This window comes from Tunturiibacter gelidiferens, from assembly GCF_013410115.1.
In the GTDB taxonomy this organism is placed as follows: domain Bacteria; phylum Acidobacteriota; class Terriglobia; order Terriglobales; family Acidobacteriaceae; genus Edaphobacter; species Edaphobacter gelidiferens.
The window spans coordinates 2126766-2151231 of record NZ_JACCCV010000001.1; the positions used below are offsets into that span (position 1 = coordinate 2126766).

Annotated in this window: 22 protein-coding genes, 2 tRNA genes and 1 pseudogene; 15 read left to right on the forward strand and 10 right to left on the reverse strand. The window is 58.0% G+C overall.

Annotation, left to right across the window (positions count from 1 at the left end; all coding sequences use genetic code 11):
* Positions 1 to 10 precede the first annotated feature (10 nt).
* The 3 genes from HDF12_RS09125 to HDF12_RS09135 are packed head-to-tail and all read right to left on the reverse strand — an operon-like array spanning position 11 to position 3710.
* Positions 11 to 1114, reverse strand: coding sequence for an ABC transporter permease (locus HDF12_RS09125; RefSeq protein ID WP_179582261.1), 1104 nt, complete (start codon positions 1112 to 1114; stop codon positions 11 to 13).
* A complete protein-coding gene (locus HDF12_RS09130) occupies positions 1114 to 2424 on the reverse strand; it encodes an ABC transporter permease (RefSeq protein ID WP_179582263.1) in 1311 nt (436 codons plus the stop codon). Before HDF12_RS09130 ends, HDF12_RS09125 begins: the two co-directional genes overlap by 1 nt.
* An 11-nt stretch (positions 2425 to 2435) precedes the next feature.
* Positions 2436 to 3710 (reverse strand): Fe-S-containing protein, encoded by a 1275-nt coding sequence (locus HDF12_RS09135; protein WP_179582266.1) that lies wholly within the window; start codon positions 3708 to 3710, stop codon positions 2436 to 2438.
* A 209-nt stretch (positions 3711 to 3919) separates the two neighbouring features.
* Between HDF12_RS09135 and HDF12_RS09140 the strand changes: the two genes are divergently transcribed.
* Both HDF12_RS09140 and HDF12_RS09145 read left to right on the forward strand, forming a co-directional pair.
* Positions 3920 to 4612, forward strand: coding sequence for a GNAT family N-acetyltransferase (locus HDF12_RS09140; RefSeq protein ID WP_179582268.1), 693 nt, complete (start codon positions 3920 to 3922; stop codon positions 4610 to 4612).
* Positions 4613 to 4828: 216 nt separating this feature from the next.
* Positions 4829 to 5230 carry a VanZ family protein gene (locus HDF12_RS09145; protein WP_179582270.1) on the forward strand — a complete coding sequence of 134 codons (402 nt, stop codon included), beginning with the start codon at positions 4829 to 4831 and terminating at the stop codon, positions 5228 to 5230.
* Positions 5231 to 5310: 80 nt separating this feature from the next.
* Here HDF12_RS09145 and HDF12_RS09150 read toward each other — a convergent pair.
* Positions 5311 to 5387: transfer RNA gene (locus tag HDF12_RS09150), tRNA-Arg, on the reverse strand.
* Between the two features lie 328 nt (positions 5388 to 5715).
* On the opposite strand from HDF12_RS09150, the gene HDF12_RS09155 reads away from it, so the two are divergent.
* The 3 genes from HDF12_RS09155 to HDF12_RS09165 are packed head-to-tail and all read left to right on the forward strand — an operon-like array spanning position 5716 to position 9653.
* Positions 5716 to 6369, forward strand: coding sequence for a (2Fe-2S)-binding protein (locus tag HDF12_RS09155; RefSeq protein WP_246373493.1), 654 nt, complete (start codon positions 5716 to 5718; stop codon positions 6367 to 6369).
* Positions 6370 to 6382: 13 nt separating this feature from the next.
* On the forward strand, positions 6383 to 7390 hold the full coding sequence (locus HDF12_RS09160) for an FAD binding domain-containing protein (RefSeq protein WP_179582272.1): 1008 nt from the start codon (positions 6383 to 6385) through the stop codon (positions 7388 to 7390).
* 10 nt (positions 7391 to 7400) lie between these two features.
* Entirely contained in the window at positions 7401 to 9653 is a 2253-nt protein-coding gene (locus HDF12_RS09165; RefSeq protein ID WP_179582274.1) for a xanthine dehydrogenase family protein molybdopterin-binding subunit, read from the forward strand.
* A gap of 5 nt (positions 9654 to 9658) precedes the next feature.
* On the opposite strand, the gene HDF12_RS09170 is transcribed toward HDF12_RS09165, so the two are convergent.
* A complete protein-coding gene (locus HDF12_RS09170; RefSeq protein ID WP_179582276.1) occupies positions 9659 to 10864 on the reverse strand; it encodes a glycoside hydrolase family 99-like domain-containing protein in 1206 nt (401 codons plus the stop codon).
* Between the two features lie 1016 nt (positions 10865 to 11880).
* Here HDF12_RS09170 and HDF12_RS22840 point away from each other — a divergent pair.
* Positions 11881 to 12237, forward strand: a pseudogene (locus tag HDF12_RS22840) (recombinase family protein); the annotation flags it as partial.
* A 700-nt stretch (positions 12238 to 12937) separates the two neighbouring features.
* On the opposite strand, the gene HDF12_RS09180 reads toward HDF12_RS22840, so the two are convergent.
* The 3 genes from HDF12_RS09180 to HDF12_RS09190 form a co-directional block, all read right to left on the reverse strand.
* Positions 12938 to 13014: transfer RNA gene (locus HDF12_RS09180), tRNA-Arg, on the reverse strand.
* A 63-nt stretch (positions 13015 to 13077) separates the two neighbouring features.
* Complete coding sequence (locus HDF12_RS09185; RefSeq protein WP_348641560.1) at positions 13078 to 13362, reverse strand: hypothetical protein; 285 nt, start codon at positions 13360 to 13362, stop codon at positions 13078 to 13080.
* Positions 13363 to 13468: 106 nt separating this feature from the next.
* Complete coding sequence (locus HDF12_RS09190) at positions 13469 to 13936, reverse strand: TlpA family protein disulfide reductase (RefSeq protein ID WP_179582278.1); 468 nt, start codon at positions 13934 to 13936, stop codon at positions 13469 to 13471.
* 45 nt (positions 13937 to 13981) lie between these two features.
* Here HDF12_RS09190 and HDF12_RS09195 point away from each other — a divergent pair, with 45 nt between their 5' ends.
* The 5 genes from HDF12_RS09195 to truB are packed head-to-tail and all read left to right on the forward strand — an operon-like array spanning position 13982 to position 17479.
* The gene (locus HDF12_RS09195) at positions 13982 to 15073 is read left to right on the forward strand and encodes a glycosyltransferase family 2 protein (protein ID WP_179582280.1); all 1092 of its coding nucleotides are present in this window, start codon (positions 13982 to 13984) and stop codon (positions 15071 to 15073) included.
* 55 nt (positions 15074 to 15128) lie between these two features.
* The gene (locus HDF12_RS09200; RefSeq protein WP_179582282.1) at positions 15129 to 15539 is read left to right on the forward strand and encodes a 6-pyruvoyl trahydropterin synthase family protein; all 411 of its coding nucleotides are present in this window, start codon (positions 15129 to 15131) and stop codon (positions 15537 to 15539) included.
* On the forward strand, positions 15536 to 15964 hold the full coding sequence (locus HDF12_RS09205) for a 6-carboxytetrahydropterin synthase (protein ID WP_179582284.1): 429 nt from the start codon (positions 15536 to 15538) through the stop codon (positions 15962 to 15964). Before HDF12_RS09200 ends, HDF12_RS09205 begins: the two co-directional genes overlap by 4 nt.
* A gap of 14 nt (positions 15965 to 15978) precedes the next feature.
* Positions 15979 to 16587, forward strand: a complete 609-nt coding sequence (folE, locus tag HDF12_RS09210; protein ID WP_179582286.1) for a GTP cyclohydrolase I FolE — start codon at positions 15979 to 15981, stop codon at positions 16585 to 16587.
* Positions 16588 to 16606: 19 nt separating this feature from the next.
* On the forward strand, positions 16607 to 17479 hold the full coding sequence (truB, locus tag HDF12_RS09215) for a tRNA pseudouridine(55) synthase TruB (protein ID WP_179582288.1): 873 nt from the start codon (positions 16607 to 16609) through the stop codon (positions 17477 to 17479).
* Positions 17480 to 17481: 2 nt separating this feature from the next.
* Here truB and HDF12_RS09220 read toward each other — a convergent pair whose 3' ends face one another.
* Positions 17482 to 18270: an arylesterase gene (locus HDF12_RS09220; RefSeq protein WP_257025443.1), complete on the reverse strand. Its 789-nt coding sequence runs from the start codon at positions 18268 to 18270 to the stop codon at positions 17482 to 17484.
* A gap of 11 nt (positions 18271 to 18281) precedes the next feature.
* Here HDF12_RS09220 and HDF12_RS09225 point away from each other — a divergent pair, with 11 nt between their 5' ends.
* From HDF12_RS09225 to HDF12_RS09240, 4 genes are all read left to right on the forward strand, one after another.
* A complete protein-coding gene (locus tag HDF12_RS09225; protein WP_179583582.1) occupies positions 18282 to 19004 on the forward strand; it encodes an ABC transporter ATP-binding protein in 723 nt (240 codons plus the stop codon).
* Positions 19004 to 21586, forward strand: coding sequence for an ABC transporter permease (locus tag HDF12_RS09230; protein WP_179582290.1), 2583 nt, complete (start codon positions 19004 to 19006; stop codon positions 21584 to 21586). The genes HDF12_RS09225 and HDF12_RS09230 overlap by 1 nt, the downstream gene beginning before the upstream one ends.
* 74 nt (positions 21587 to 21660) lie before the next feature.
* Positions 21661 to 22836 (forward strand): galactokinase, encoded by a 1176-nt coding sequence (gene galK / locus HDF12_RS09235; protein ID WP_179582292.1) that lies wholly within the window; start codon positions 21661 to 21663, stop codon positions 22834 to 22836.
* Positions 22833 to 23897 carry a UDP-glucose--hexose-1-phosphate uridylyltransferase gene (locus HDF12_RS09240; protein ID WP_179582294.1) on the forward strand — a complete coding sequence of 355 codons (1065 nt, stop codon included), beginning with the start codon at positions 22833 to 22835 and terminating at the stop codon, positions 23895 to 23897. The genes galK and HDF12_RS09240 overlap by 4 nt, the downstream gene beginning before the upstream one ends.
* On the opposite strand, the gene HDF12_RS09245 is transcribed toward HDF12_RS09240, so the two are convergent.
* Positions 23875 to 24462, reverse strand: a complete 588-nt coding sequence (locus HDF12_RS09245; RefSeq protein WP_179582296.1) for a hypothetical protein — start codon at positions 24460 to 24462, stop codon at positions 23875 to 23877. The genes HDF12_RS09240 and HDF12_RS09245 overlap by 23 nt on opposite strands.
* Between the last annotated feature and the right edge of the window lie 4 nt (positions 24463 to 24466).

The window sequence follows — 24466 nt, forward strand, 5'->3', positions numbered from 1 at the left end:
TCATATCTTCTCACTCACCTTTCAGCAATGCAGCCGGCTGCAGCCCCCGCAGCACCCGGGCAGGGAACAGCGCTGCCATCGCGGCGATCGCCACATTCAGCAGCAGCACCAGCGGCAGGACCGACGGTCGCGGCCGTGTGGCCGTGTGGAAGTTCCCCTCGCTGATCGCCCATGCTGCTGCAGACCCGACGACGAAGCCCACCGCTACGCCTGCCAGCGCCAGCACCAAAGCCTCCAGCAGGAACATCCCCATCAACTGCATCTGCGATCCGCCCAGCGCCTTCATCAAGGCGAAGTCTCGCCGACGCTCCAGCACGCTCGCTGACAGCGTCGCCAGCACACTCACCGCCACCGTCAGCGCGATCAGCAGCACCGCTCCGTACATCAGCGCGTGGGTGCGATCGACGATCTTCGACTCTCCCTCAACCAGCTGCCGCACGGGCTGCACCTGCATCTCGGGGAAGTCCTGCTGCAGACGCGCTATGGTTGCCTCGACCTTCGTTGCGCCTCCCGGCACCTGCAGTTCAATCACGCTTGGTCCAACTCCGGTCCACGCGGTGAAGGCGGCGAGCGGCATATAGATGCGACTGTCTTCGTCGCCGCCGGTCTTGATCCGTCCTGCTCCGTTCAGCGTAATGGAGTGTCCCGCAAAGGTCAGGGCAACCGCGTGTTCATTCCCAACGAACTGCGCCGCCCTCTGACCAAGCAACGCAGCGTCCGAGGCTGTGGCATCAGGCCATGTCTGCACCTGCCACCACGAATCCAGCCGCCTGACCGCAGCAAAGTCTGTTCCAGCCACGACTACCGGTGTTCCGGTATCGGTCGTCGCCACGGCATAGGCAAACTCTGCTGCCAGCGCATCAGGCCCCGCCGCCTCCTGCACGCGGGCCAGAGCATTGGTGGGCAGAGGCGCAGAAGCCGGAGCAGAGAGGACGATGTTCGCGCCGAAGCTGCGAAACTCCTTATGCAGCTTGGCGTCGAGATCCGCGTAGAGCGTCAGAAGCGCTGTCGCCACACCAGCCGACACTGTCATCGCCACCAGGGCCGAGATGCTTCGCGCTCTGCGATGCACCAGCGACCGCCGCAACATTCCGAAGAGGCTCAGCTTGACCATCAGGCGTCTTCCCTCAGGATCGCCGAAGGCTCCATGCGCAGAGCCGTCCGGATCGACGGCGTACTTCCCGCAATCGCGACCACCAGCGCCAGCGCGACGACAACCGGCAGCAAGACAGGAATCAACACAGCCTCCGCCGCACCACCGTCACCGGCAAAGATCCTCGCGCCGAGCCAAGCGGCAAGCCCCGAACCAAGCAGATAGCCCATGCTCCCCGCGATCAGCGCCAGCAGACCTGCCTCAGCATAGAACAGCAGAGCAATCGAGCCTTTACTCGCCCCGAGAGAACGCATCAACCCAATCTCCCCACGCCTCTCAAGAATCGCCGTCGCCATCGCCGCGCTCACCGCAAACCCCGCAGCCAGCAACGCTGCCGCGCTGATCAGCCACATCAGCCCCGAGATTCGCTTCAGCACATTGCCTTCGCTCTGCTCCACGCGTCTTACTTGCTCCGCCTGCGCTCCGGGAATCGCCTCGCGAATCTGATAGGCAATCGAGTTCGCATAAGGCCTGCAGTACCAGATCTCTCGCTGCTTCGGGGGGAGGGAGTCAGGATCGACCCGCGCAAACGCATCCTCCGGCTTGGTCCGCGCACTTACTTCGACGCGGCGGACAGCATCGTTCGCGCCCACGAAGGCTTGCGCATCGTGGAGCGTAAGCAGAATGCCATTGTCATCTTCGCCGCCCGTCGTGACGATGCCGGCAACGTCTGCGGTCAGTCGGGAAGAGGGCGCGGCCTGCGTCTCTTGCATGACGAAGGTGTCGCCAATCTTGATGTTGAGCTTCTTCGCAAGATTCGTACCAACGACCACACTCCGGCTGTCCGGATTGCTCTGCGGAACAGGCCATGATCCTTCGAGATGCCACCACGGATGCAGGGCCGGCCCTCCAGTCTTCAAACCATTGAAGTCGTGATCGAACCAATATCCGACCGCATTAACGGCAACGAGCGGATCGCCTGCGTTCCGGGCAACCGCCATCTGGGCTGGCAACTCCGGCGAGACGCCAGTGATGTTGTTCGCCCAAAAGATTGTCTTAAGTTTTGCGAGATCACTCTCTTTCAGGTAAGCGCCACCCGAGGCCGGCTTCAGATCCACACCACCCACCTTCACGTCGAGCAGGTCGGCCTTGGGATAGACGATGATGTTGGCTCCGTAGACTGCAAGCTCTTTATGGATTCGATCGCCGATCGTGGTTGCGAGTGCGAGCATCGCCGTCACCGCCGTGGTTCCGAGCAGGATCGCTACGCCGGCCAGCATCTTGCGGCGGCGCTGTCTGCGAAAGCTCTCCATGAGGAGGCGAAAGAACATTTAGTGCTCCCTCATCGTTCGAAGACCGGAGCGAGCGACCGAAGATCCGCAGCCTCAATGATCAGTTGACCGCCACCGACGGTCGACTTCAGCGGGATGGGATTGCAGCCACCCTTCTGCCCCATCGAAGACACGTTCAGAGGCGAAGCGCACATCTTGCAGGTGACTCCCTGATCGCCGATGTAGAACCCAACCGGCCCGCAGATCTGGCAGGCATCCGCGACAGAGACTATGTTTCCGTCGGGCTTTTTGAAGAGCAGAAATCGAATCTCTACGTTCCCGCCCTTGCCGTCGTCAAGGTGAACGCCGTAGCGGTGCAGCTTGTCGTCGTTGACGTCAGCCGTAGGCAGAGTCACCTGGGAACCGACCAGCGTTACGGCAGCGGTTGGAGAGAGTGCGGTCGAACTCTTCGCGTAGATGAACTCTGCTGTCGACAGAAAGATGAAGACGAAGCACGTCGCAACAACGGCGGTCATCCACATCTTCTCGCGCCGCTGGGTCCACTCGGCGCGGCGCTTGTCGGCAGGAGTCGCGTTCGCGTTTAGCACGGGGGGAGTGCGGCGCTTGTACTCCAGAAGCATCATTAACCCCGCTAGCGCGAGCATCGTTACGAAGAAGAAGAGATCGTTGCGGACGATGGGGCCGATGAGACGCATCTCGGTCGGGCTCGACGGCAGCACGCCATTCTCGCTCAGCTCATGCAGACCGCTGACGATCAGCTGGAACGCAACGAAATAAAGGATGACCGTGGTGACGCGGAAAAACCGCTGCAGGTTGATCTTCACGCTGCCCCGAATGAACAGAATGCCGAACACAACGGCAACGGCGACTCCTAACAGTGTTCCGGTAAAGCTCAACAGCTCGGTCGAGTTCAGGGTGACTGCGGAAAGAATCAGAACGGTCTCGACGCCTTCGCGAAGGACCAGCAGAAACACAAAGAAGAACAGCCCCGCCTTCGATACGCCCCCCGCGCCGGTGTACTTGGAGATCTTCTCCTCGATCGAGCCCTTCATCGTGCGGGCCGTCTTATGCATAAACCAGATCATGCTGATGACGAAAGCGGCGGCGCCCAGCATCACCCAGCCCTCGAAGATGTCCGTATTGAACTGGCTCCGGGCAATTACCACTGCCCCCGCGACGCTGGCAGCAATTGCTGAGCCCAGGGCCCAGAAGACAGTCCGCTTCAGCTCCGGCCTTCCGATCTTGGACAGGTAGGCGAAGACGATGCCGACGATCAGCGATGCTTCGACCCCCTCGCGGAGCGTGATGATAAATGCCTGCAACATAACGTCTTTCTCTTCCCTGGCGGCGCTCCGGCAGGCCGGCAACCGCCAGCCCCGAGCCCATCTCCACGAGGTTGGATCAACCCCTCGTTCCACTACCTAGTGTAATGAGGACTAAATTGGTCGTCAATCAAAGCTGCCCGATTATCAGCCGGAATTTCTACCCGCCAGATACTCGAGCCAGACGGTCGAACACCGTATTCTCTATAAGAATGACCGATCTGCCCGAGAGCCTCTTTGCAAATCCGGTGTGGAATGCCCTCCATACGAAGCACCGCCGCTTCGCCCTTTCAGCTGGGGAGGCCTGCCGCTATCCCGCCGACGTCGCTCCCTTTGCAGCCGTAGCTTCGCCGAACGAAGCCGCACTGAAGCAGCTTCACTCTCTCCTGGTACCGGGCGAATCTGTCTGGATTGTGGGCGAAAGCTACCCCCATCTGCCGGAGCTCGTCTTCGAACAAAGGCTCGAGTGTCTCCAGATGGTCCTTCCCGCAGAGATAACATCGCCTGTGCGAACCGTCGAAATCGTCCCACTTACAAACGAAGATGCGCCAGAGATGGTAGCCCTCACCGACCTCGCATTCCCCGGCTTCTTTCGCACCAGAACCTGCGAGATGGGTTCCTACTTCGGGATACGATCTGAAGGCCAACTCATCGCCATGGGCGGCGAGCGTCTCACCCTCGACGGCTACCCGGAGGTCAGCGGAATCTGCACTCACCCCGACCATCGCGGCAAGGGCTACGCCGAAAATCTAATCTGGCAGCTTGTAAGAAACCATCGTCGCGATGGCCTCGTGTCCTGGCTTCACGTCACAGCCACGAACGATCACGCCATTCAGCTCTATCTTCGAATGGGATTCATCGAGGTCCGCAGAGTGATGCTTCACCGCATCTCTCGCAAAGTTTGAAAAGGGTTCAGTTATCGCAGTTTGGGCCAGTAGATTTCGATCGTTCGAGGCTTCACGCAAGCAGCAATTGGGATCGAATACGTCTAAACTTAGGGTTCGGGGGTTTTGCGGGCGAAGTTTGAGCCGCCTGCACACTTGCACTTTCGAAATGTCACAAAAGTCTCATCGACCGTGACACCACCGAATGAGACCATCGATAAATGAGACCATCGATATATGTTGGAAGAACGTAAGCATATGTTGGAAGAACGTAAGCGCCGCTCTACCGTCATCGTTCTGGGTTGCGTCTGGATGGTGATGCTTGCCGTCTTGTCCTTTTTGCCCAACCACGACAAGCTACTGTTACACACGACCGGGCACTACCATCGTTGGGGCCATGTCGTGGCCTTTCTTACCATGACCCTTCTGCTGGTCAGCAGCGTAACTTCCCTGCGGTCTCGAGTTGCTCTGGCCGCGGTCGTAGTGTTCTTCGGATATCTTCTAGAATTTCTGGAGCACGTAATCTACAACAACGCGTTTGAGCGGTCCGACGTGATGATAGACACACTCGGCGTCATCTTTGGACTGATCATCGTGCTGGTCCGCGATGAATACAAACGTCTCCGGCAGTTCGAATAGGGTCAGCAAGCTCTCACGGAAAGATCTTTGGCTGCGGCCCTAACGATTCTGGATTTTGAGATCTGGAATTTGGGATGGAATGGTGCGCCCGGAAGGATTCGAACCTCCGACCCTTTGGTTCGTAGCCAAATGCTCTATCCAACTGAGCTACGGGCGCACATTGCGTGGGTTGCAACCTTTTAAAGATATAGGATTTCGCTCTTTGCGGCAAGCCGAGCATACATCGAAAGTGAGTAACGACAAGTCCTTCCCGAAAAGCAAAGGCCCAGCGAAAGATCGGCCAACGAAGGGGAAAAATGCTGTGAACATGGGGACCCCTGAGAGATTTGATGTGCCGACCCTTGCGTGCTTGAATGACGACCGCTCTTCACCTCGATTCACCGACAGGAAATCAGCAAAAGTCTCCGGAGGTCACGGCAGTTGAGAAGTCGCTATGTATGAAATAATTCCGTACGTTCAAAGAGCGCCGTGTCCGGAGGTGGAACTTGGCCGTCGATGAAAGAGACACAAAAGAACCAACGTCTTCCTTAGGGAAGCTGAGCCGCAGATCGTTTCTGTCGCACATGGGAGCCGCAGGCGTTGCTACCGCCGCGACAGCGGTCACTCCGCTAGTCGTGTCTTCAGCGATAGCTGAGACGCAGGAGAGGACAGTTCATGACGCGCAGGCCATCCCAGGAACGATGCCAGTGACTCTCAAGGTGAACGGCCAGTCATATTCGGTTCAGATTGATCCGCGTGCGACGCTGCTGGACACCTTGCGCGAGACGTTGCATCTCACCGGCACCAAGAAAGGTTGCGACCACGGGCAGTGCGGCGCTTGTACGGTGCACATCAATGGCCGACGCGTGAACAGTTGCCTTACCTTTGCGGGCATGCAGCAAAACGTGGAGATCACCACAATCGAAGGTCTCGGCCAACCCGGTCACCTGCACCCAATGCAGGAGGCTTTCGTGGAGCACGACGGTTTTCAGTGCGGATATTGCACCTCCGGACAGATCATGTCTGCTGTCGCCATGGTGAAGGAGCCGTGGGGAACAGGGGATAGCGATGTGAAGGAGGCGATGAGCGGCAATATCTGCCGTTGCGGAGCGTATCCAAATATCGTTGCGGCAGTTCAGGCAGTTCGGCGAATGGCATAGGAGGAGATCGGCGATGGAACTCTTCGAACTGGTGACGGCCAACACGATTCCAGATGCGGTGAAGGCTCAGGCGAAGTCCTCCACGGCGCAGAATGGCGCAGAGGTGCGATTCATCGCTGGTGGCACCAATCTGATTGACTACATGAAGCTGAACGTCGAGCGGCCGACACGATTGGTGGACATCAACGGTCTGCCGCTTGACCAGATCGAGAAGACTGCAGACGGTGGGCTGAAGATCGGAGCTCTCGCACGAAACTCAGACGTGGCTCAGGATCGAACGGTGAAGGAGCAGTATGCGGTTCTGTCGCAAGCACTGCTGGCTGGTGCGTCTCCGCAGCTGCGCAACATGGCGACGACTGGAGGCAACCTGCTCCAGAAGACGCGCTGCGTCTACTACAGGGATACCGCGACTGCGTGTAACAAGCGTGAACCGGGCTCTGGCTGTTCAGCTATCAGCGGCTACAACCGCATGCTGGCGATCCTGGGGACAAGCGAGCACTGCATCGCGACGAACCCTTCCGACCAGAACGTCGCGCTAATGGCGCTCGATGCCTCAGTCCATATCGAGGGAGTAAAAGGCCAGCGGACCGTGCCGATTGCGGAGTTCTACCTTGTTCCTGGGTCTACCCCGCAGCGTGAGACTGTTTTGGAGCCAGGCGATCTGGTGACGCAAATCACGCTGCCCAAGCTGCCCGTCGGCGCAAAGAGCGTGTACTTGAAGCTGCGTGATCGCGCCTCCTATGAGTTCGCGTTGGCCTCAGCGGCAATAGTGATGAAGCAGGACTCAAGCGGAAAGATCGAATTCATTCGCGTTGCGATGGGCGGGGTTGGAACCAAGCCATGGCGCTCCACGGAAGCTGAAAAGGCGCTTCTCGGAAGGTCTGCGACCTCGTCAACCTTCCTGGCTGCAGCGGACGCGGCAATGCACGGCGCGAAGCCTCAGAGCCAGAACGGATTCAAAGTTGAACTGGCAAAACGCTGCCTGACGCACGCGATGGGACAGGCGAGTCAAAGCGCCTAAGGAGACGACGATGGACCAGGTAACGGAGTCGAAGGTGATTGGCGTTGCGACGCCCCGGATCGATGGACCGCTCAAGGTGAGTGGCTCGGCGATGTACGCCTCGGACTATAACTTTCCGGGCCTGCTCTACGCGTGGCCCGTCTGCGCAACCATCTCGAACGGGACGATGACACACCTGGACACGGTCGGAGCGGAGAAGATGCCCGGCGTTATTGCTGTCTATCATCGGGAGAACATCGGGAAGCTCTACCGAGTACCTCCTTCCACTGGCTTCACGCTCATCATCGATGAGAAGCGCCCCCCGTTTGAGGACGATACGATTCGTTACTACGGCCAGTACGTCGCCGTCGTCGTGGCGCAGACTGTCGAACAGGCGCGGGCCGCCGCCGAGAGTGTGAAGGTGACCTACAACAAAGAGAAGCCGGACACCGGGGAAAAGCTGCTGGGAACCCCGCTGACGACCGACAAGCCTGATGAGAAGAGCAAGCGCGGTGACACGGCTGCCGCGTTGAAGGTCGCGAAGGTGAAGGTGGATGCGGTATACAAGATTCCGGTCGAGACCCACAACCCGATCGAGTTGCATGCTTCGGTAGCAGTCTTCGACGGAAAGAAATATACGCTGTATGAGACCTCGCAGGCAGTTGTGAATCATCGCGATGTGATGGCGCAGATGCTGGGCGTTCCCACCGAGCAGGTACAGGTGATTACCCGATTCCTGGGCTCGGGATTCGGAGGCAAGTTGTGGCCGTGGCCCCATGGATTACTGGCTGCCGCGTGTGCACGCAACCTCGGGCGTCCCGTCAAGCTGGTGGTGAGCCGCCAGATGATGTTCCAGAGCGTCGGCCACAGGCCCGCAATCGACCAGCGAATTCAGCTCGCGGCCGAACCCGATGGCAAGCTAACCGCAGTGCAACAGGATTACGTCAATCACACATCGATGCTTGATGACTACGACGAAGGTTGCGGAGAGATTACGCCGTTCCTCTATAGCACGCCAAACCTGCTGGTGACCGGAGGCCTCGCTCGCCGTAACGTCGGCAACCCAACGGCGATGCGAGGGCCGGGTGCAGTGCCGGGATTGTTCGCGTTGGAATCGGCCATGGATGAGCTGGCGATCGCGCTGAAGATGGACCCGGTGCAGCTGCGCTTGAAGAACGAACCAGCGCTCGACGAGAGCCTGAATATTCCATTTTCTTCCCGTCACATGAAGGAGTGTCTGACGGTTGGGGCGGAGAAGTTCGGCTGGGCGAAGCGCACTCCAGAGATAGGCTCGATGAAGCGCGATGGCCTGACGCTGGGCTGGGGTATGGCCGCATGCTCGTGGCTGGCGGCGCGAATCGAGACTGAGGCGACAGTCGAGCTTCTCCAGGATGGCTCAGCGCGAGTCGCTTGCGGCACGCAGGACATCGGCGGAGGAACCTATACCGTCATGGCTCAGGTCGTTAGTCATGAGACGGGTATTCCGGTTAACCGGATCGATGTCGTACTCGGCGACTCCTCGCTTCCGCCGGGGCCGATCTCGGGCGGCTCCTGGGTCACGGCCTCCATGACGCCGGCAGTGCTTGGAGCAGCCCAGAACGCAGGCAAGGCTCTCTTGCTCGCAGCGATCAAGTCTGATGGGTCGCCGTTCAAGGGCAAGAAGCAGGAGGACCTCGAACTCGTCAACGGAACGGTTCGCCTGAAAGGACAAGGGCAGGACGCAGTGCCAATGGCCGAGATTCTGCGGATCGCCAAGGTCAACTCAGTCTCCGGCACCAATACGTCGGATGGCACCTTCGGAGCCGCTAAGCCAAAGGTTTCGTTCCACTCCTACGGTGCGCAGTTTGCCGAAGTGACGTGGCAACCAGAGATAGCACGCCTTCGTGTCAGTCGTGTCGTAACGGTCATCGACGCTGGACGCATTCTGAATCCGCGGCCGGCTCGCAACCAGATTGAAGGTGCGGTGGTGATGGGTGTCGGTATGGCGCTGTTCGAAGAGACGATGTACGACGCACGCTCGGGTGCTCCGATCAACAACAATCTCGCAGATTACGTCGTAGCCGTGAATGCGGACACGCCGGATATCGATGTCACGTTCCTCGACTATCCGGATTATCAACTCAATGCGCTCGGAGCTCGCGGCGTCGGAGAGATCGGTCTTGCTGGAATCGCCGCAGCGATTACCAATGCGGTCTATCACGCGACCGGTATTCGCGTGCGAGATCTGCCAGTGCGCATCGAGGACTTACTGGTTCCGGCGAGCAAAACCACGCATCTCGCTTGATCGGATCACGCCTTGCTGCCAAAGACTGCGTGGATCTGTTCAAGGTACGCATATCCGTGTTCCTTGTCCGGCTCAAGATAGCTCCCCTCAGTCCATTCGTTCCATGAGTTCACGGTGAGCAGCTTTGTCTTGAGGTCGGGAGAGTCGTCGAGGAACTGTTTTGCCGAGCGAAGGGCATCGCCAAACCGTTGCGGCGTGTTTCCTTGCACTACCGGCATGAAGGGATACGACGATTGGGTATAGATGTCTGATTGACATGCCCGTGGTGAGGAGTCCCATCCCATCGAAACGTTCGGGTAATAGGGTTTTCCCAGCTTGGCGGATGCTGTAGCTCGATAGACTTCGTAAGCGGAAGCGAGATCTTGGTACTCCGAGGCGGGAAAGTTTTTCAGCTGGGCGTGATGGATCCAGACATAGGAAGTAGTGCTGTCGACGTTCAAACGCGCGAGCAGATCCTTCAGGTCTGTCACCTCCGTCTGCCCCGGTAACAGTTGGACACCCCAGGTGACCGCATTAAAATGCAAGTCTCGGAACCCTGCGGCCTTCACCTTATCGCGAAACTGTTGTAGTGCTGCCGCGGCTTTTTCAACACCACCCATTCCGAGCACAAATCGATACAACTCATAGATGGAAAAGTAGGGACACCCATCCACCTTGAGATAGCTGTCCTGGCTGAAGTAGTTCTTGACGATGTGGGTTGTGAGCTTGTCAAACGTGGCAGCCGTGACCTCGCCCGGATACTGAAGGTGTGGCGGAGCCGTCAACTTCGCAGGATGCAAATCGAACCAGTCATGATTGGCCCACATGATGGCGAACTCGACATCTGCGCGGTTGATCGCGTGCAGATAGCCGTCTTCGAGAGCGCCCTGCAAAAAAGGGCCGTCGTTATACCAATACCAATCGAAGATGAAGGCGGAGATTGACGCACGAGCAGCTGCGCTGATCTTTTGTTCAAAGACCTTTGGATCAGACTCATTCCCGTACCCCCATAGCGGAACCTTTGGTTGTTTGTGGCCTGCAAAACGCGGCTTGGCGTCCTTTACCAGTTGCCACTCCGTCCACCCCTTGCCGTGGGCGAGATCATTGCGGGGATCCTGGTGATAGTTGCCGAAGTAGTAAGCGGCGACTACGTACTTCTCGCTCTCTCGATGAGTTCGAGACTGCGCAATCCCGCTCTTCGCAATTGAAAGCGCGATCGCATTTGACGCCATACTCTTCAGAAATCTCCTGCGGCTTTGGGTCGACATCTGAGACACGCTCCATTCGAGGTTGCAGACCATGTAAGACCCCACGCAGCAAGCAGGAGCCGACGATCTAGATTCTCATAACTGAAGGCAATCAACCGGACCGCAGATTTCAAGGTATATTCAGCGGCGCAATACAACATCAGAGCGTGCACAGCACGCTGCGACGATCATCGTCTCAAGGCACAACTGGCACCGATACGAATGTAGCGGTAAGCCTGACCAATTGATATTTGTGGTGCGCCCGAGTTCCGCTAGTTTGAACTCTCTGGCCGAATTGCTGCGTCAAGCTCAACCCCTCTACAGCGAATGTCGTTCAATTCTTAATCACCCACCTGCGAAGGATGAAATCGGACTCCTGCCTCCCTCGGAAGACCTCGCAATTGGCGAAGTTGGGCGCGTAACCAACAAAGACGGCGCTTATATAACCCGTACGATATTAAAGCCCATTCCACGTATCCGGAACAGGATCATGTAAGCGACCCCAGATAATGGGGTATACGATGCTTATGGGTGACGACTGGGTTGCGATAAAGCCACCGAAGAACCTCGAAGAGATGATCGACAGGTGGCTCTCCATCAAGGCGAGTCTGTGGGGTACCGTTTAGTGTGAGATTCGATCATCAAAAACGCATCCGAGAGGTGATGAAACTCAAGCTAACGGACGAGCAGTCCCGCAATCCAACAAATTAGCCGCGATTGAGGGGCATTTTTACATCATGTGGGGACTGTGGGATCGCAACAACCTCATCCGAGCCAACCGCGACGTCAACCTCATCTTTTACGACTATTCCCGGTTTGGCCGCAAGGTGCTTCCTGCGTTGGAGGCGTTTGACCGGCTAGACAAGCTAGGTGTGTTTACCATTGCGGCCAATAATCCGGGCATCGATTGCAGAACAGCGTCCGGTCGAACTGCCAGGCGGGATGAACTCAGTCGCGCAGAGGATTTCAGCGATCAGCATTCCAAGAAGACCTCGGCGCGAATGAAGGCCGCGTTTGAAGACGGACGGTGGTGCAGACCTGCTCCTTTGGGGTACCTCTCCGTCGGTACCAAAACGAAAGGGCAGCCAAATATCGTACCGCTGGAGGGGGAAGCGAATTTAGTGGTGAAAGCGTTTGACCTTGTGCTACTTGGCCATGACCGTCCCTCAGAAATTCTCCGCATGCTCACCGACTTGGGACTGCGGTCGAAGAAGGGAAACAAGCTCACCCTTCACGTATTCCTACAGGTGCTGCGCAACCCCGTCTACATCGGTCAAATGAAGTCTAAGAAGTGGGGGACACGAAAGGGCCTACATGAGCCGCTAGTTAAGGAACAAGTCTTCCGCAATGTGCAATTGATTCTTAAGGGCAAGAAGCCTGTCGTAGCTCCGTACAAGCGGAACCGAGAGGACTTTCCGCTTCGCCGGTTCTTGCGCTGCGGTGAATGCAACAAACCCTTGACCGGCGGGACATCAAGGAGCGAGACAGGGAAGACCTATAACTACTACTCCTGTTACAGCTGTCGCGCTGTGAAGTCGCTGCTTGCGAGTAGGGCGGCAGACGAATTTCTGGAGTTGCTGGGACGACTGCGGGTTGATGCGGCTTTTACTACCGAGTTCGCTGCTGTGCTTGCCCAAGAATGGACGAATATGACGGGCGAGAGTGCCAAGCTTAAGCCCCGGTTACTGGCGCAGTTGAAAGAGCAGCAGGAGTTGCAAGAGAAGCTGGTGGCGGCCTACCTGAGGGGCGACAAAGCCATCATGCCGGTCTTCGAGAGGATGAACGCCAAGTTTGGAGAGGACATCGCCGCCATCGAGAGTCAGATTGCCGAAGCGGACGTGGAAAAGGCCACGTTTCAGGAGTTCCTTGAGTTCTCCAAGTCAATGCTGGTGGACATTCCAATGGCTTGGGCGCACGCCGATCTCGACCAAAAACAAAGAGTTCAAAATGTTCTCTTTCCCGGCGGCTTAAAATACCACCCCGAAAAAGGGATTTTGAACTCGGACAACGACTGCCTATTCAATCAGTTGGAATCGTTTCTGGGTGGAAAAATGAGTATGGTGCGCCCGGAGAGATTCGAACTCCCGACCCTTTGGTTCGAAGCCAAATGCTCTATCCAGCTGAGCTACGGGCGCGCAAAACAGGGAAGTGAACTACAAGAGCATCCTAAAAATACCGGAGAAACAATCCTCTAGCAACTAGGTTGTAACCGCAGGCTCAGCCGGAGGGGGTGGAGTGAACATCGGCATCGTCTCGACGATATCCAGCCCAGCGCGACGCAGCAGCTGATGGATCACCGGCTCGGTCAAACGAGTCGCGTCGTATTCGATTCGCACTGTCTTCTTCGCCTCGTCCAGCGCCATGTGACGCACCCCGTACACCTCGCGCATCTTCGCCATCGCCACAACAGAGGCTTCGGTCGGCGGAACTCCATAGCGGTAAAGAACATCAAGCTGTGTCATGGCTTCGATGATACCAGTCACGCCGTCACCCGTTTCGCCATATCTGCCAGATTTCCCTTTGCGGCCGGTAGGACGAGGATTCAGGGGTAGTCGCTAATTTTGTGAAAACGGAAGGTTTTCAACGGCCTCACATCTTCGAGAGATAGCTGGTGATCTCGGGACTGGTCCATACCTGCGCTCCGATGAACTTCCGTCGCAACACGCCCTGCTTATCGATGATGTAGGTCTCGGGAATCTGCACCGTCCCATAGAGCGCGTTGACCTTCTGCTCCTCGTCGCGAACAGTCAATAGGTCGACATGATGGTCCACCAGAAACCGTTTATACACATCCGGATCCTGATCCATACTCACCGCGACGATCGCCAGCTCCGGCATCTGTTTTTGTAGCGCCAGCAGGCTGGGCAGCTCCTCGATGCAGGGCGCGCACCAGGTCGCCCACAGATTCAGCACCACCACCCGCCCGCGCAGCTTGCTCAAATCGACCGTCCGGGTGCCATCCCCCATCACAAACTGCGGCGCGGGCTTATCGATATTTCCGGGATGGCTGCCGCGGTCGCACCCCACCACCAGCAGCGGTCCCAACACTAAACTCATCAACAATCTACGCACAAGTCACTCCACTTCCTATAATACGAAGTCGTGAGCGACACCGACCCCGCGCAGGAACCGAATTCTACCGAAACACCCGACCTCGAACTCTCGGTCATCATTCCCGCCCGCAACGAGCAGCGCTCGCTGGCCGCCTGTCTGGCTTCTATTCTGAGCCAGTCTGAGCCCGGCTTCCTCCTCGGCCAGCAGTGGGAGTTGATCGTCGTCAACGATGACTCAACCGACAACACCCGCACCATCGCCGCCGAAGCAGCCTCTACCCACGAAGGGGTCCTCGTCTTCGACGCCCCTCCATTAGACCTTAGCGCCAACGGAGGATTCACCGGCAAGACCAACGCCTGCTGGACCGGCGCGCAGGCCGCACGCGGCAGATACCTCCTCTTCACCGACGCAGACACCATCCACCAGACCAACGACATCTCCCGGTCCCTCCGCGAAGCCGACCGCCATGACGCATCTCTGCTCTCCTACTCGCCCCGCCAGATCGTCACCGGCTTCTGGCAGCACGCCGTCATGCCGTTGATCTTCTCCGAACTGGCCTCCGTCTATCCTCCAAAGCAAGTCAACGATCCAGCCAGCCGCCTCGCCGCTGCCAACGGCCAGTTCCTCCTCGTTGAACGCGATGCTTACTTCTCCGTCGGAGGACATCGTGCCGTCGGCAGAAGCGTTCTCGATGACGTCGCCCTCGCCGAAAACATAAAACGTGGCTCTCGGACCATCCGCTTCCGCTACGCCCCCGAAGCCCTCTCCACCCGCATGTACTGGACGACCTCAGAGATGGTCGAAGGCTGGACCAAAAACCTCGCCCTCCTCTTCCCGAAGCCCGTCGCCCTGGCCCTCTGGCGCGTCCTCGACCTTCTTCTCTTCTTCGGCCTGCCCGTTGCGGCGTTTGGCCTCTACTGGCTGCAACCCTGGCAGAGAAACGTTATCCTTCTCATCTGGGTCAGGACGCTGTGGCGCTTCTACTCTCGCGTTGCCCGTTCCAACTTCCCGGCACTAGATATAGCAATCTCCATCCTTGGCGTCCCGTTTTTCGTTTACTTACTTTTGCGCAGCGTGAGCCGTCATCGTTTCAAGAAAATCGTTATCTGGAAGGGACGTAACTACAACACCTCCCCCTAGTTACCATGGTTTGCATCCGCCAATCCCACAAACACGTCTAACCACAGGAATAACGATGATCTTTCTTACTCGCAAAGCCGAATTCTCCTCCGCCCACTTCTACTGGAACGAAGCGTGGTCGCCTGAAGAGAATCAACGCATCTTCGGCAAATGTGCCAATCGCAACGGCCACGGTCACAATTACACCCTCGAGGTCACAGTCGCAGGCTCGGTAGATGCCACCTCCGGCTTCGTCGTCGATCTCAAAGAATTGAAGGACATTCTCGAGCGCGAGGTCGTCAGCGTCTACGATCACCGGCATCTAAACCTCGAAGTTCCCGAGTTCAAAACCGCCATCCCCACGACCGAGAACATTGCTATCGCGATCTGGCAGCGCCTCCACGACAAGATCCCTCACGCAAAGTTGCACCGCGTCCGCGTCTACGAGATGCCGGATCTCTTCGCGGACTACTATGGAGAATCATGAAGGCGCATCTCAATCGCCGCTACCACTTCAGCGCGTCGCATCGCCTTCACACCGAGGCGTACGATGCCGCGAAGAATCGTGCCGTCTTCGGGAAGTGCAATAATCCCCACGGCCACGGCCACAACTACACCGTGCAGGTAACCATGAGCGGTCCGGTCGATCCGTCCACGGGAATGGTCTGCAATCTCGCGGAGCTTGATGCCTTTGCGCAAACAAATCTTCTCGCCCGGTTCGATCACATGAACCTGAATACCATGAATTGCTTTGCGAATATTGTCTCCACGACGGAGAATCTAAGTATCGAGATCTATCGCATCTTTCAACACTTTCCCGCTGCTCATCTGGAGCGGGTTCACGTTGAGGAGACCAGCAACAACTCGTTCGACTACGCCGGCGACGCGACACCAACGCCAGGCACGATGTAAGAAAGGCCCGTCCTATGGCACGCACCTCGGCCACAATTGAACCATCATTACTCGACACCGTTTCGACTCAGGATCTCTACCGCGAACTGCTTCTCCGCATCGGAGAAGATCCCACGCGGGATGGCCTGCTACGTACCCCCGAGCGCATGGAAAAGTCCATGGCGTTTCTCACGCGCGGCTATTCGATGAACGTCACCGACGTCCTCCACGAAGCCCTATTCGACGTCGATTACGACGAGATGGTCATCGTAAAAGATATCGAGTTCTTCTCGCAGTGTGAGCATCACCTTCTCCCCTTCTTCGGCAAAGCTCACATCGCTTACGTCCCAAACGGAAAAGTCATCGGATTGAGCAAGATTCCGCGCCTGGTCGATGTCTTCGCCCGAAGACTGCAGGTGCAGGAGAGGTTGACCCGCCAGATAGGCGAAGCCATCACAGATGCAATTCATCCGCAGGGCGTAGCCGTAATCCTCGAAGCGCAACATCTCTGCATGATGATGCGTGGAGTCGAAAAGCAGCACTCCTCAACCGTCACCTCGGCCATGCTCGGCGTCTTCAAAACGCAGCTCCAGACGCGTAACGAGTTCCTTTCGCTCGTCCGCCGGCAGGGAAACTCGTTCTAGCGGCTAAACTGGAGACTGCATGAATGGTCTCCTTGTACTCGATAAGCCCACCGGCATTACCTCGCATGACGTCGTCGCCATCGTCCGTCGGGCCACTGGCGAAAAGTCTATCGGCCACCTCGGCACGCTGGATCCAATGGCCACCGGCGTCCTCCCCTTGCTCCTTGGAAAATACACACGCCTCGCGCAGTTCTTCGGGCAGGCAGACAAGCACTACACAGGCCACATCCGCTTCGGCTTCGCCACCGACAGCTTCGACGCAGACGGAACGCCGGTGGCTGAGCCACTTCCGCTGCGCCAGACGCTCGAAGAGCTACAGGCACTGAGTCAAAAATTCCGCGGGGAGTTAGACCAGGTCCCCCCAATCTTCTCCGCGAAGAAGATCAACGGAGTCGCTGCCCATAAGCTGGCGCGAGCAGGCGCCGAGGTCGCGGTCAAACCGGCGCGCATCACGATTCACAACTTCGAGCTAACCTCTCTCGAAGGCGACACCGCATCCTTCGTCATGTCAGTCTCCGCCGGCGGCTATGTGCGTTCTGTAGCGCACGAGCTGGGCCAATTAGCGAACTGCGGCGCGCATCTCTCCAGTCTGCGAAGAACCCGTGCCGGAGCATTCTCCCTCAAACACTCGATCACCATCGACCAGCTCAAGACAGCCTCGGTCGCCGAACTTGAGGGGATGCTGCCGCACCCGCGCACGCTGCTCCCCGAGATGCCGTCCGTTACCGTGGACGATCAGCTTGCCGGTCGATTGCGAAACGGAATGCAGGTCAATCTCCCCGATTTCTCGCAGGCACCTCTGGTTAAAGTATTCACTACTCCAACAGATTTATTGGCAATCACGCGCCGTATCGCCGGCACGTTGATGCAACCCATCGTCGTCCTCGGGTAGCTTTATTTTTTCAGCAGAGGCGTCACGAGAGGGAGCACATTCTTCGCGACGATCCGATTCCCCGCGCTCGTTGCGTGGGTCCGATCAGCCTGCATCATGCCGTCCACGCCGAAGACGTCCTTCAAAAGAAAGGGAAGTATCGGCACATGATACTTCGCTGCAAGCGTGGCGTAGGTGTCATTGAACTGCTTGATGTAGTCAGGGCCGTAGTCGGGTGGCAGAGTAATTCCAGCGAGAACGACCTTTGTTCCACTTGCCTTCAGCGTGCCGACAATCTTGTCCAGGTTTGTGCGTGAATCTTCAATGCGAAGACCGCGTAACCCATCATTCCCGCCAAACTCAACCACCACCACCGCAGGATTTAAAGCAAGCACCCTGTCGAGCCGCTCGACGCCGTCCTTGGTCGTATTCCCGCTAATCCCCTCGTTCACGACGCGGTAGTTATATCCTTCCGCGTTCAGATCCGTCTGAAGATAGTCAGGATAGCTCTGCCCGAGGTCCGTTCCGTAGCCTGCAGTCAGGCTGTCCCCGAAGCAAACGATGACCGGCCGCCCATCGTTCGCGGCTGCCGACGAGGGCCGGGAAGCAGGATCTGGAGCCGCGCTTTCGGCAACCGGCTGGCTCGAATCCGTCACCTCAGCCTGTTTCGCTGTCTTATCACCGCGGCAGCCACTCAGCGAAAGCGCCACCAAGAGAGACAAGACCGTTAGAATAGCTACAGATTCTGTTCTCCGCATCTTTACAAAGTAACAAAACCGTTGCCGAAGAAGGAGAGTCCCCGAAGTTGACATACCAAACTCCCATGATCGCTGTGAAAGACCTCCGCAAGTCGATCCGCAACGGCCCCCGAACCGTCGACATCCTCAAAGGACTGGACTTCACAGTTCCGAAAGGTCAGTTCGCCGCAATCATGGGCTCGAGCGGGAGCGGAAAATCCACTCTTCTCGGTCTGCTGGCAGGCCTCGACACTCCGAGCGCGGGCAGTGTTCGACTCAACGGCACCGAGATAAGCTATCTTCCGGAGGACAAGCTCGCCCAGGTCCGCGGAAAAACCATCGGATTCGTCTTTCAGTCCTATCAACTGATCCCAACGCTGACCGCACTGGAAAATGTCCTCCTCCCTCATGAGCTCAACGCCGACACAAAAGAAAGTGGCCTTGAACGCGCACGCGATCTGCTCACCAGCGTTGGCCTCGGAGACCGCATGGACCACTACCCCGTTCAGCTCTCCGGCGGTGAGCAGCAGCGAGTAGCTCTCGCCCGAGCCTTCATCCTCCGCCCCCCCATCGTCCTGGCCGACGAGCCTACAGGAAATCTCGACACAACCAACGGCGCGCATGTGTTGGAGCTTCTGCTAAATCTAAATCGTACTGAAGGCACAACCCTCGTCCTGGTCACGCATGACCCCATGCTTGCGACCTACGCCAACCGCCGCATTACTCTGCGCGATGGGTTGATCATCGCCGACGAGATCAACCCATCGCCGGCCGAGACCTCCCGCGAAGCCGCCTTGACCGAGGGCTGATGGCGACTCTCTCCTATCGTTCCGCCGCGAAGATCGCCGCCCGCGAGATGCACTCGTCCCGCGGAAAGTTTTTCTTCGTCATTCTCTCCGTCGCCATCGGCGTCGCTGCGCTAACTGGAGTACGCGGCTTCTCTTCGTCCTTTCGAAGCACTCTGCTCAATCGAGCCCGCAGCATCATGGCGGCTGACCTCTCCGCCAGGATGTTTCAGCAGCCGACCCCGGACCAGCAAAAAGCCCTCGACGAGATCGCAGCAACCGGCGTCGAGATAACTCCCGTCACAGAGCTGCTCTCGATGGCGTCATCCGCGAAGACACTCGATCCTCTACTCGTATCTCTCAAGTCGGTCGATCCCACAAAGTATCCCTTCTACGGACAAGTCGAACTCAGCCCGTCCGCTCAACTGAAGACCGTACTCAATGCGAACACGGTCGCAGTTGCTGACGACCTCCTCGTGCGCTTGAATGTCAAAATAGGAGATCAGCTGAAGATCGGGACACAGCTCTTTCGCATCGGGTCGGTTGTCGTCAATGAGCCGGATCGTCTCTCGGGCAACTTCGCAGCTGGGCCACGTGTACTCATCTCGCGGGAGGGCCTGGACGCAAGCGGCCTCCTCGCGCCCGGAAGCCACGCCGGACAACGCTATCTCTTCAAAGTTCCTCCGCCCAGTAACGGCGCACCTATCTCCGACAAAGCAGTGGCAGACCTGAAAGCCCGCCTGGAAAAGCTCCTTCCAGAGGCACAAATTATCGACTACCGCGAGACCAACCCAGCACTCACGCAAGGTCTCGATCGTGCCACCAGTTTACTGTCGCTGATGAGTCTCGTGGCCCTGGTCCTTGGCGCCATCGGTGTCGCCATGGCGATGCGAGCTCACCTCCAGCAACGGCTCGACACCATCGCAATCATGAAGTCCCTGGGCGCACGCTCAGGCCAGATCATCAAAATCTATCTTCTGCAGACGCTCCTGCTAGGCCTGGCCGGAGGTCTCCTGGGCGTTGCGCTTGGCGTCGCAGTGCAGCTCAGCTTTCCCCACCTTCTGGCGCGGCTCATCCACGTCGACACCGAGCTTCACGTCCAGCTTCGCACCGTCATCACTGGACTCGCAGCCGGCCTGCTCACGACCCTTCTCTTCACCCTGCCTCCGTTGCTCGACATCCGCGGAGTCCGTCCCATCTTGATTCTGCGCCGGGCAGTGGAAGATAACGACGACCCATTCGTGACCGCAGCCTGGCGCAAGATCACCAAAAATCTCGCGCAGGTCGCAGCCGCGGTGCTCATTCTCGCAGGACTTGCTGCCATCGCCACGACACTAAGCGATTCGCTTGTCGTGGGCGAGGTATTTTCGATTGGCCTGGTAGCCGTTCTTGGAGTTCTATTAGTCGCCTCCGTAGCCGTACTGGCCGGACTCCGCTTCTTCCTCTCCAAAACTCGTCTCCATCTGCCGTCCTCGCTTCGTCACGGACTCGCAAACCTCTATCGTCCGGGCAATCCCTCTGCAGCGTTATTGGCCGCACTCGGGTTAGGCGTGATGCAGATCATGACGGTCTACCTCGTTCAACAGGCCGTAGTCTCGGAGCTCCACGTTTCCGCCGCGCCGAACCTTCCCAACGTCTTCCTGATCGATATCACCAACGAAGAGATCGGCGGGATTCGTACGCTGCTAAAGTCACAGCCCAGCGTCACCGCACCACCGGAGCTCCTTCCCGTCGTCTCATCCCGCATCGTCGACATCGATGGCGTCCCCGCAAACGAAGCGAAGCTGAAGAACTTTCCCAAACGAATGTTGCGATCGATAAACCTTACCTGGTCCGCCGCCTCGCCCCCCGGAACGAAAACGGTGGAAGGGAACTGGTGGCCAACAGACGAAAAGCGTCCTGTAGTCGCCGTCGAAAAACGTCAGGCGGACAGGCTAGGCGTTCATGTCGGCTCGCACATCACCTTCGCCGCGCAAGACACTCAGTTCGTCGCCACGGTCGTCGTTCTCACTAAGTCCGACGGCCAGCACGCTTACTCGCGAGCGGAGTTTATTCTGCCGCAACCTGCCCTCGCAGGTCTGCCGGTCGTCTGGTACGGTGGCGTCCATGCCGATCCAGATCACGTTGGCGAACTGCAGCGCGCACTCTACAACTCCTACCCCACCGTCACCGTGATCAACGTCGCGCAGGCGCTCGAAACCGTACGAGCCGTAGTCCTCCAGATCACCTATGTGATCCAGTTTCTCGCAGCGTTCTCCATCTTCGCCGGCATCATCATTCTCGCCAGCTCGATCGCCGGAACCCGCTATCGCCGCATCCGCGAGGTCGTCGTCCTCAAGACTCTGGGGGCCACTCGAGCGCGTATCGCCTCCGTATTCTCCATCGAATTCGCCGTCCTGGGGCTCGTTGCTGGCATGGTCGGCATACTTTTCGCGAACATCATTGCGCGAGTGCTGCTAACCAGGCTCACCGTAACGTACCACTTCCAATGGTTGTGGACACTCGCCGCACTGCTCGGAACAGCCGCCTTGACGGTCGTAACCGGCTGGGTGGCAAGTCACCGCATCCTGGGCAGAAAGCCGCTGGAAGTCCTCCGCGAAGAGTGACGAAAAAGCCTTACGTGCACGTTCACGATTGTGAGATGATCTTGTCAATAACTTTAGGGATGCAGGTACTGTGAATGAAGACGTACAACGAAGATGCGCTGCGTCTTCATCATCAGCGATTCGGTCACGAGGGCAAGCTCTTCGCTGCTCCTGCGCGAGTCAATCTGATCGGCGAGCACACCGACTACACCGGCGGCCTGGTCATGCCCATGGCGATAAACTTTCGAACCGCCGCCGTCCTCAGTAAGAGAGACGACCAGCGCGCCGTCTTCTACTCGGCAAACTACGAGGAAGAAGCCTCCTTCGAAGTTGCCTCGCTGGAGCGCGCGCCGAAAGGGCATTGGTCCGACTATCCCGCTGGCGTTCTGTGGTCTCTCCAACAGCAAGCCATCAGGGTAAGTGGCTTCAATATGACCCTCGCAGGAGACGTTCCTCTGGGAGCTGGACTAAGCTCCTCTGCCTCCGTCGAAGTGGCGACGGCATTGGCACTCCTGGCCCACGCAGGAGCGGCCCTGCCCCTCGAAAAACTCGCGAACCTCTGCCGTCGCGCCGAAAACGAGTACGTCGGCGCAAAGAGCGGCATCATGGATCAGTTCGTCGTGGCAGGCGCCGTAACGCATCGCGCGATGCTGCTCGACTGCCGCTCTCTCACCTTTGAGCTTCTCCCCTTGCCGGACCAGGTGCGTGTGGTCATCTGCAACTCGATGGTGAAACATGCTGTGGCAACCGGCGAATATGGAGACCGTCGTGATGAGGTCGAGTCTGGTCAGTCGGTCCTGCAGCGCGAGCGGCCGGGTGTGCAGCTGCTGCGGGACGCAACGCTCGAAGATCTTGAAGCCTGCAAAACTAAGATGTCCGCGGCCAGCTTCGCGCGATGCCGGCACATCATCACAGAAAATCAACGGGTATTGGATGCTCGGGAGGCGCTGCTGCGCGACGATATGAAGCGGTTCGGAAGCATCATGGTTGAGGCTCACAAGAGTATGCGCGATGATTTTGCCGCAAGCTGTAAAGAGGTCGATACGTTGGTTGAGATCGCCACGCAGCAGCCAGAGTGCTTCGGGGCTCGTATCACAGGGGGCGGATTTGGAGGATGCACCGTGAATGTCGTCCGGACCGAGGCCGCGGAGCAATTCGTTACCACTTTGAAGAAACAGTACGCAGCAAAGACCGGAATCGAAGCACAGTGTTTTGTGAGTGCTCCCTCCGATGGAGCGCTCGCCATGGCTGCAAACGGCGGTGTCCTGTGATTTCGTTAGCGCAGCAGAACCCTCACCGTCGGTTCAATCCCCTCAAGCGCGAGTGGGTGCTGGTATCTCCGCACCGCACACAACGCCCCTGGCAAGGTCAAACAGAGGCGAAGACCGCTGAGGTCGCACTGACCTACGATCCAACCTGCTATCTCTGTCCGGGAAACGTGCGCGCCGGCGGAGTGCGAACCGACAAGTACACCACCACCTATGTCTTCGAAAACGACTTCGCCGCATTGAAGCCGGACGCTCCGCAATTCTCCAGCGATGAAGGCGGCAAAGGCCTGCTCCTTGCAGAAGGAGAGAGCGGCGTATGCCGCGTCATCTGTTTTTCTCCGCGTCACGACCTCACGCTGGCGAAGATGTCCGTACCCGAAATTTGCTCTGTCGTCGATGTTTGGAGCGAGCAGTACGCAGAGCTGGGCGCACGCGATGACATCCGTTATGTGCAGATCTTTGAAAATCGTGGAGCGATGATGGGAGCCAGCAATCCCCACCCGCATGGGCAGCTCTGGGCGAGCCGCTCTGTCCCGGACGAAGTAGTCTCAGAGCTCGCAGGCCAACGCGAGTACCTCGCAAAGAATCAGGCAGTTCTGTTGTGCGAGTACCAGAAGCTCGAGGAGTCGCTGGGCGAACGCGTCGTGGCGAAGAATGAGAGCTTCCTTGCCGTCGTACCGTTCTGGGCCGTTTGGCCCTTCGAAGTGATGATCCTTCCGCGCCGACACGTCACCACTCTGCAGGAATTCACGGAGACGGAACGGTCAGACTTTGCAGCCATTCTGCATTCCGTCACCACGACGTACGATCAGGTGTTCGATACTCCGTTCCCATACTCCATGGGCCTGCATCCCGCTCCATGCGACGGGGAGCAACATCCTGAGTGGCAGTTTCACGTTCACTTCTACCCACCGCTGCTGCGTTCGGCCACCGTACGAAAGTTCATGGTTGGCTACGAACTGCTAGGTTCTCCGCAAAGGGACCTCACACCCGAATCCGCTGCCACAACCCTTCGTGAGGCGCATCTGCGAACTCTTCCGCTCAGTGGAACCAATGAAAAGTAACTCCTGCGCCCAATAGAATATTGTTCTGGCGATTGTCTGCGGAGTTATCGAAACTGGTCATGTAGTAGTCGGCCTGTATAAGGCGGACAGAAATTCCGAGGGTCAAAGGGAGGTCGATTCCGCCGCCGAGACGACCAGCAAAAGCAGAGGTGCCATCCGCCACGCCAGCCATCCCACCGCCTGCGTGTGCTCCTCCGACCAGCACCTGTGCGAATGGTTCAAGCGCGCGATCACCATGATTCCAGAATCGTGGAAGGCGATAGCGAGCGCCGCCGAGATAGGAAGTCAGGGTAAGCGATCTGCTGGAGGAGAGCGCATTGCTGGTGTGGTCGACACTAAACTCTGCGACTGCGGCCAATCGAGTGCCAAGGTTCCAGGAGGCGGAGATGCCACCGCCATTCAGCGGAAAGCAGCCGCATCCTCCATTCGGAGGCGCGTTTGTGTGCACCCAGTGGTACGTCAAAGCAGCATCTCCGCTATGCGACGATCCCCCAGAGATCGCCTGGGCAAAAGCCGTACCCGCCGTTCCGATGATCCAAAAGCAGACTAGTAAAAACGATCGCATCTCT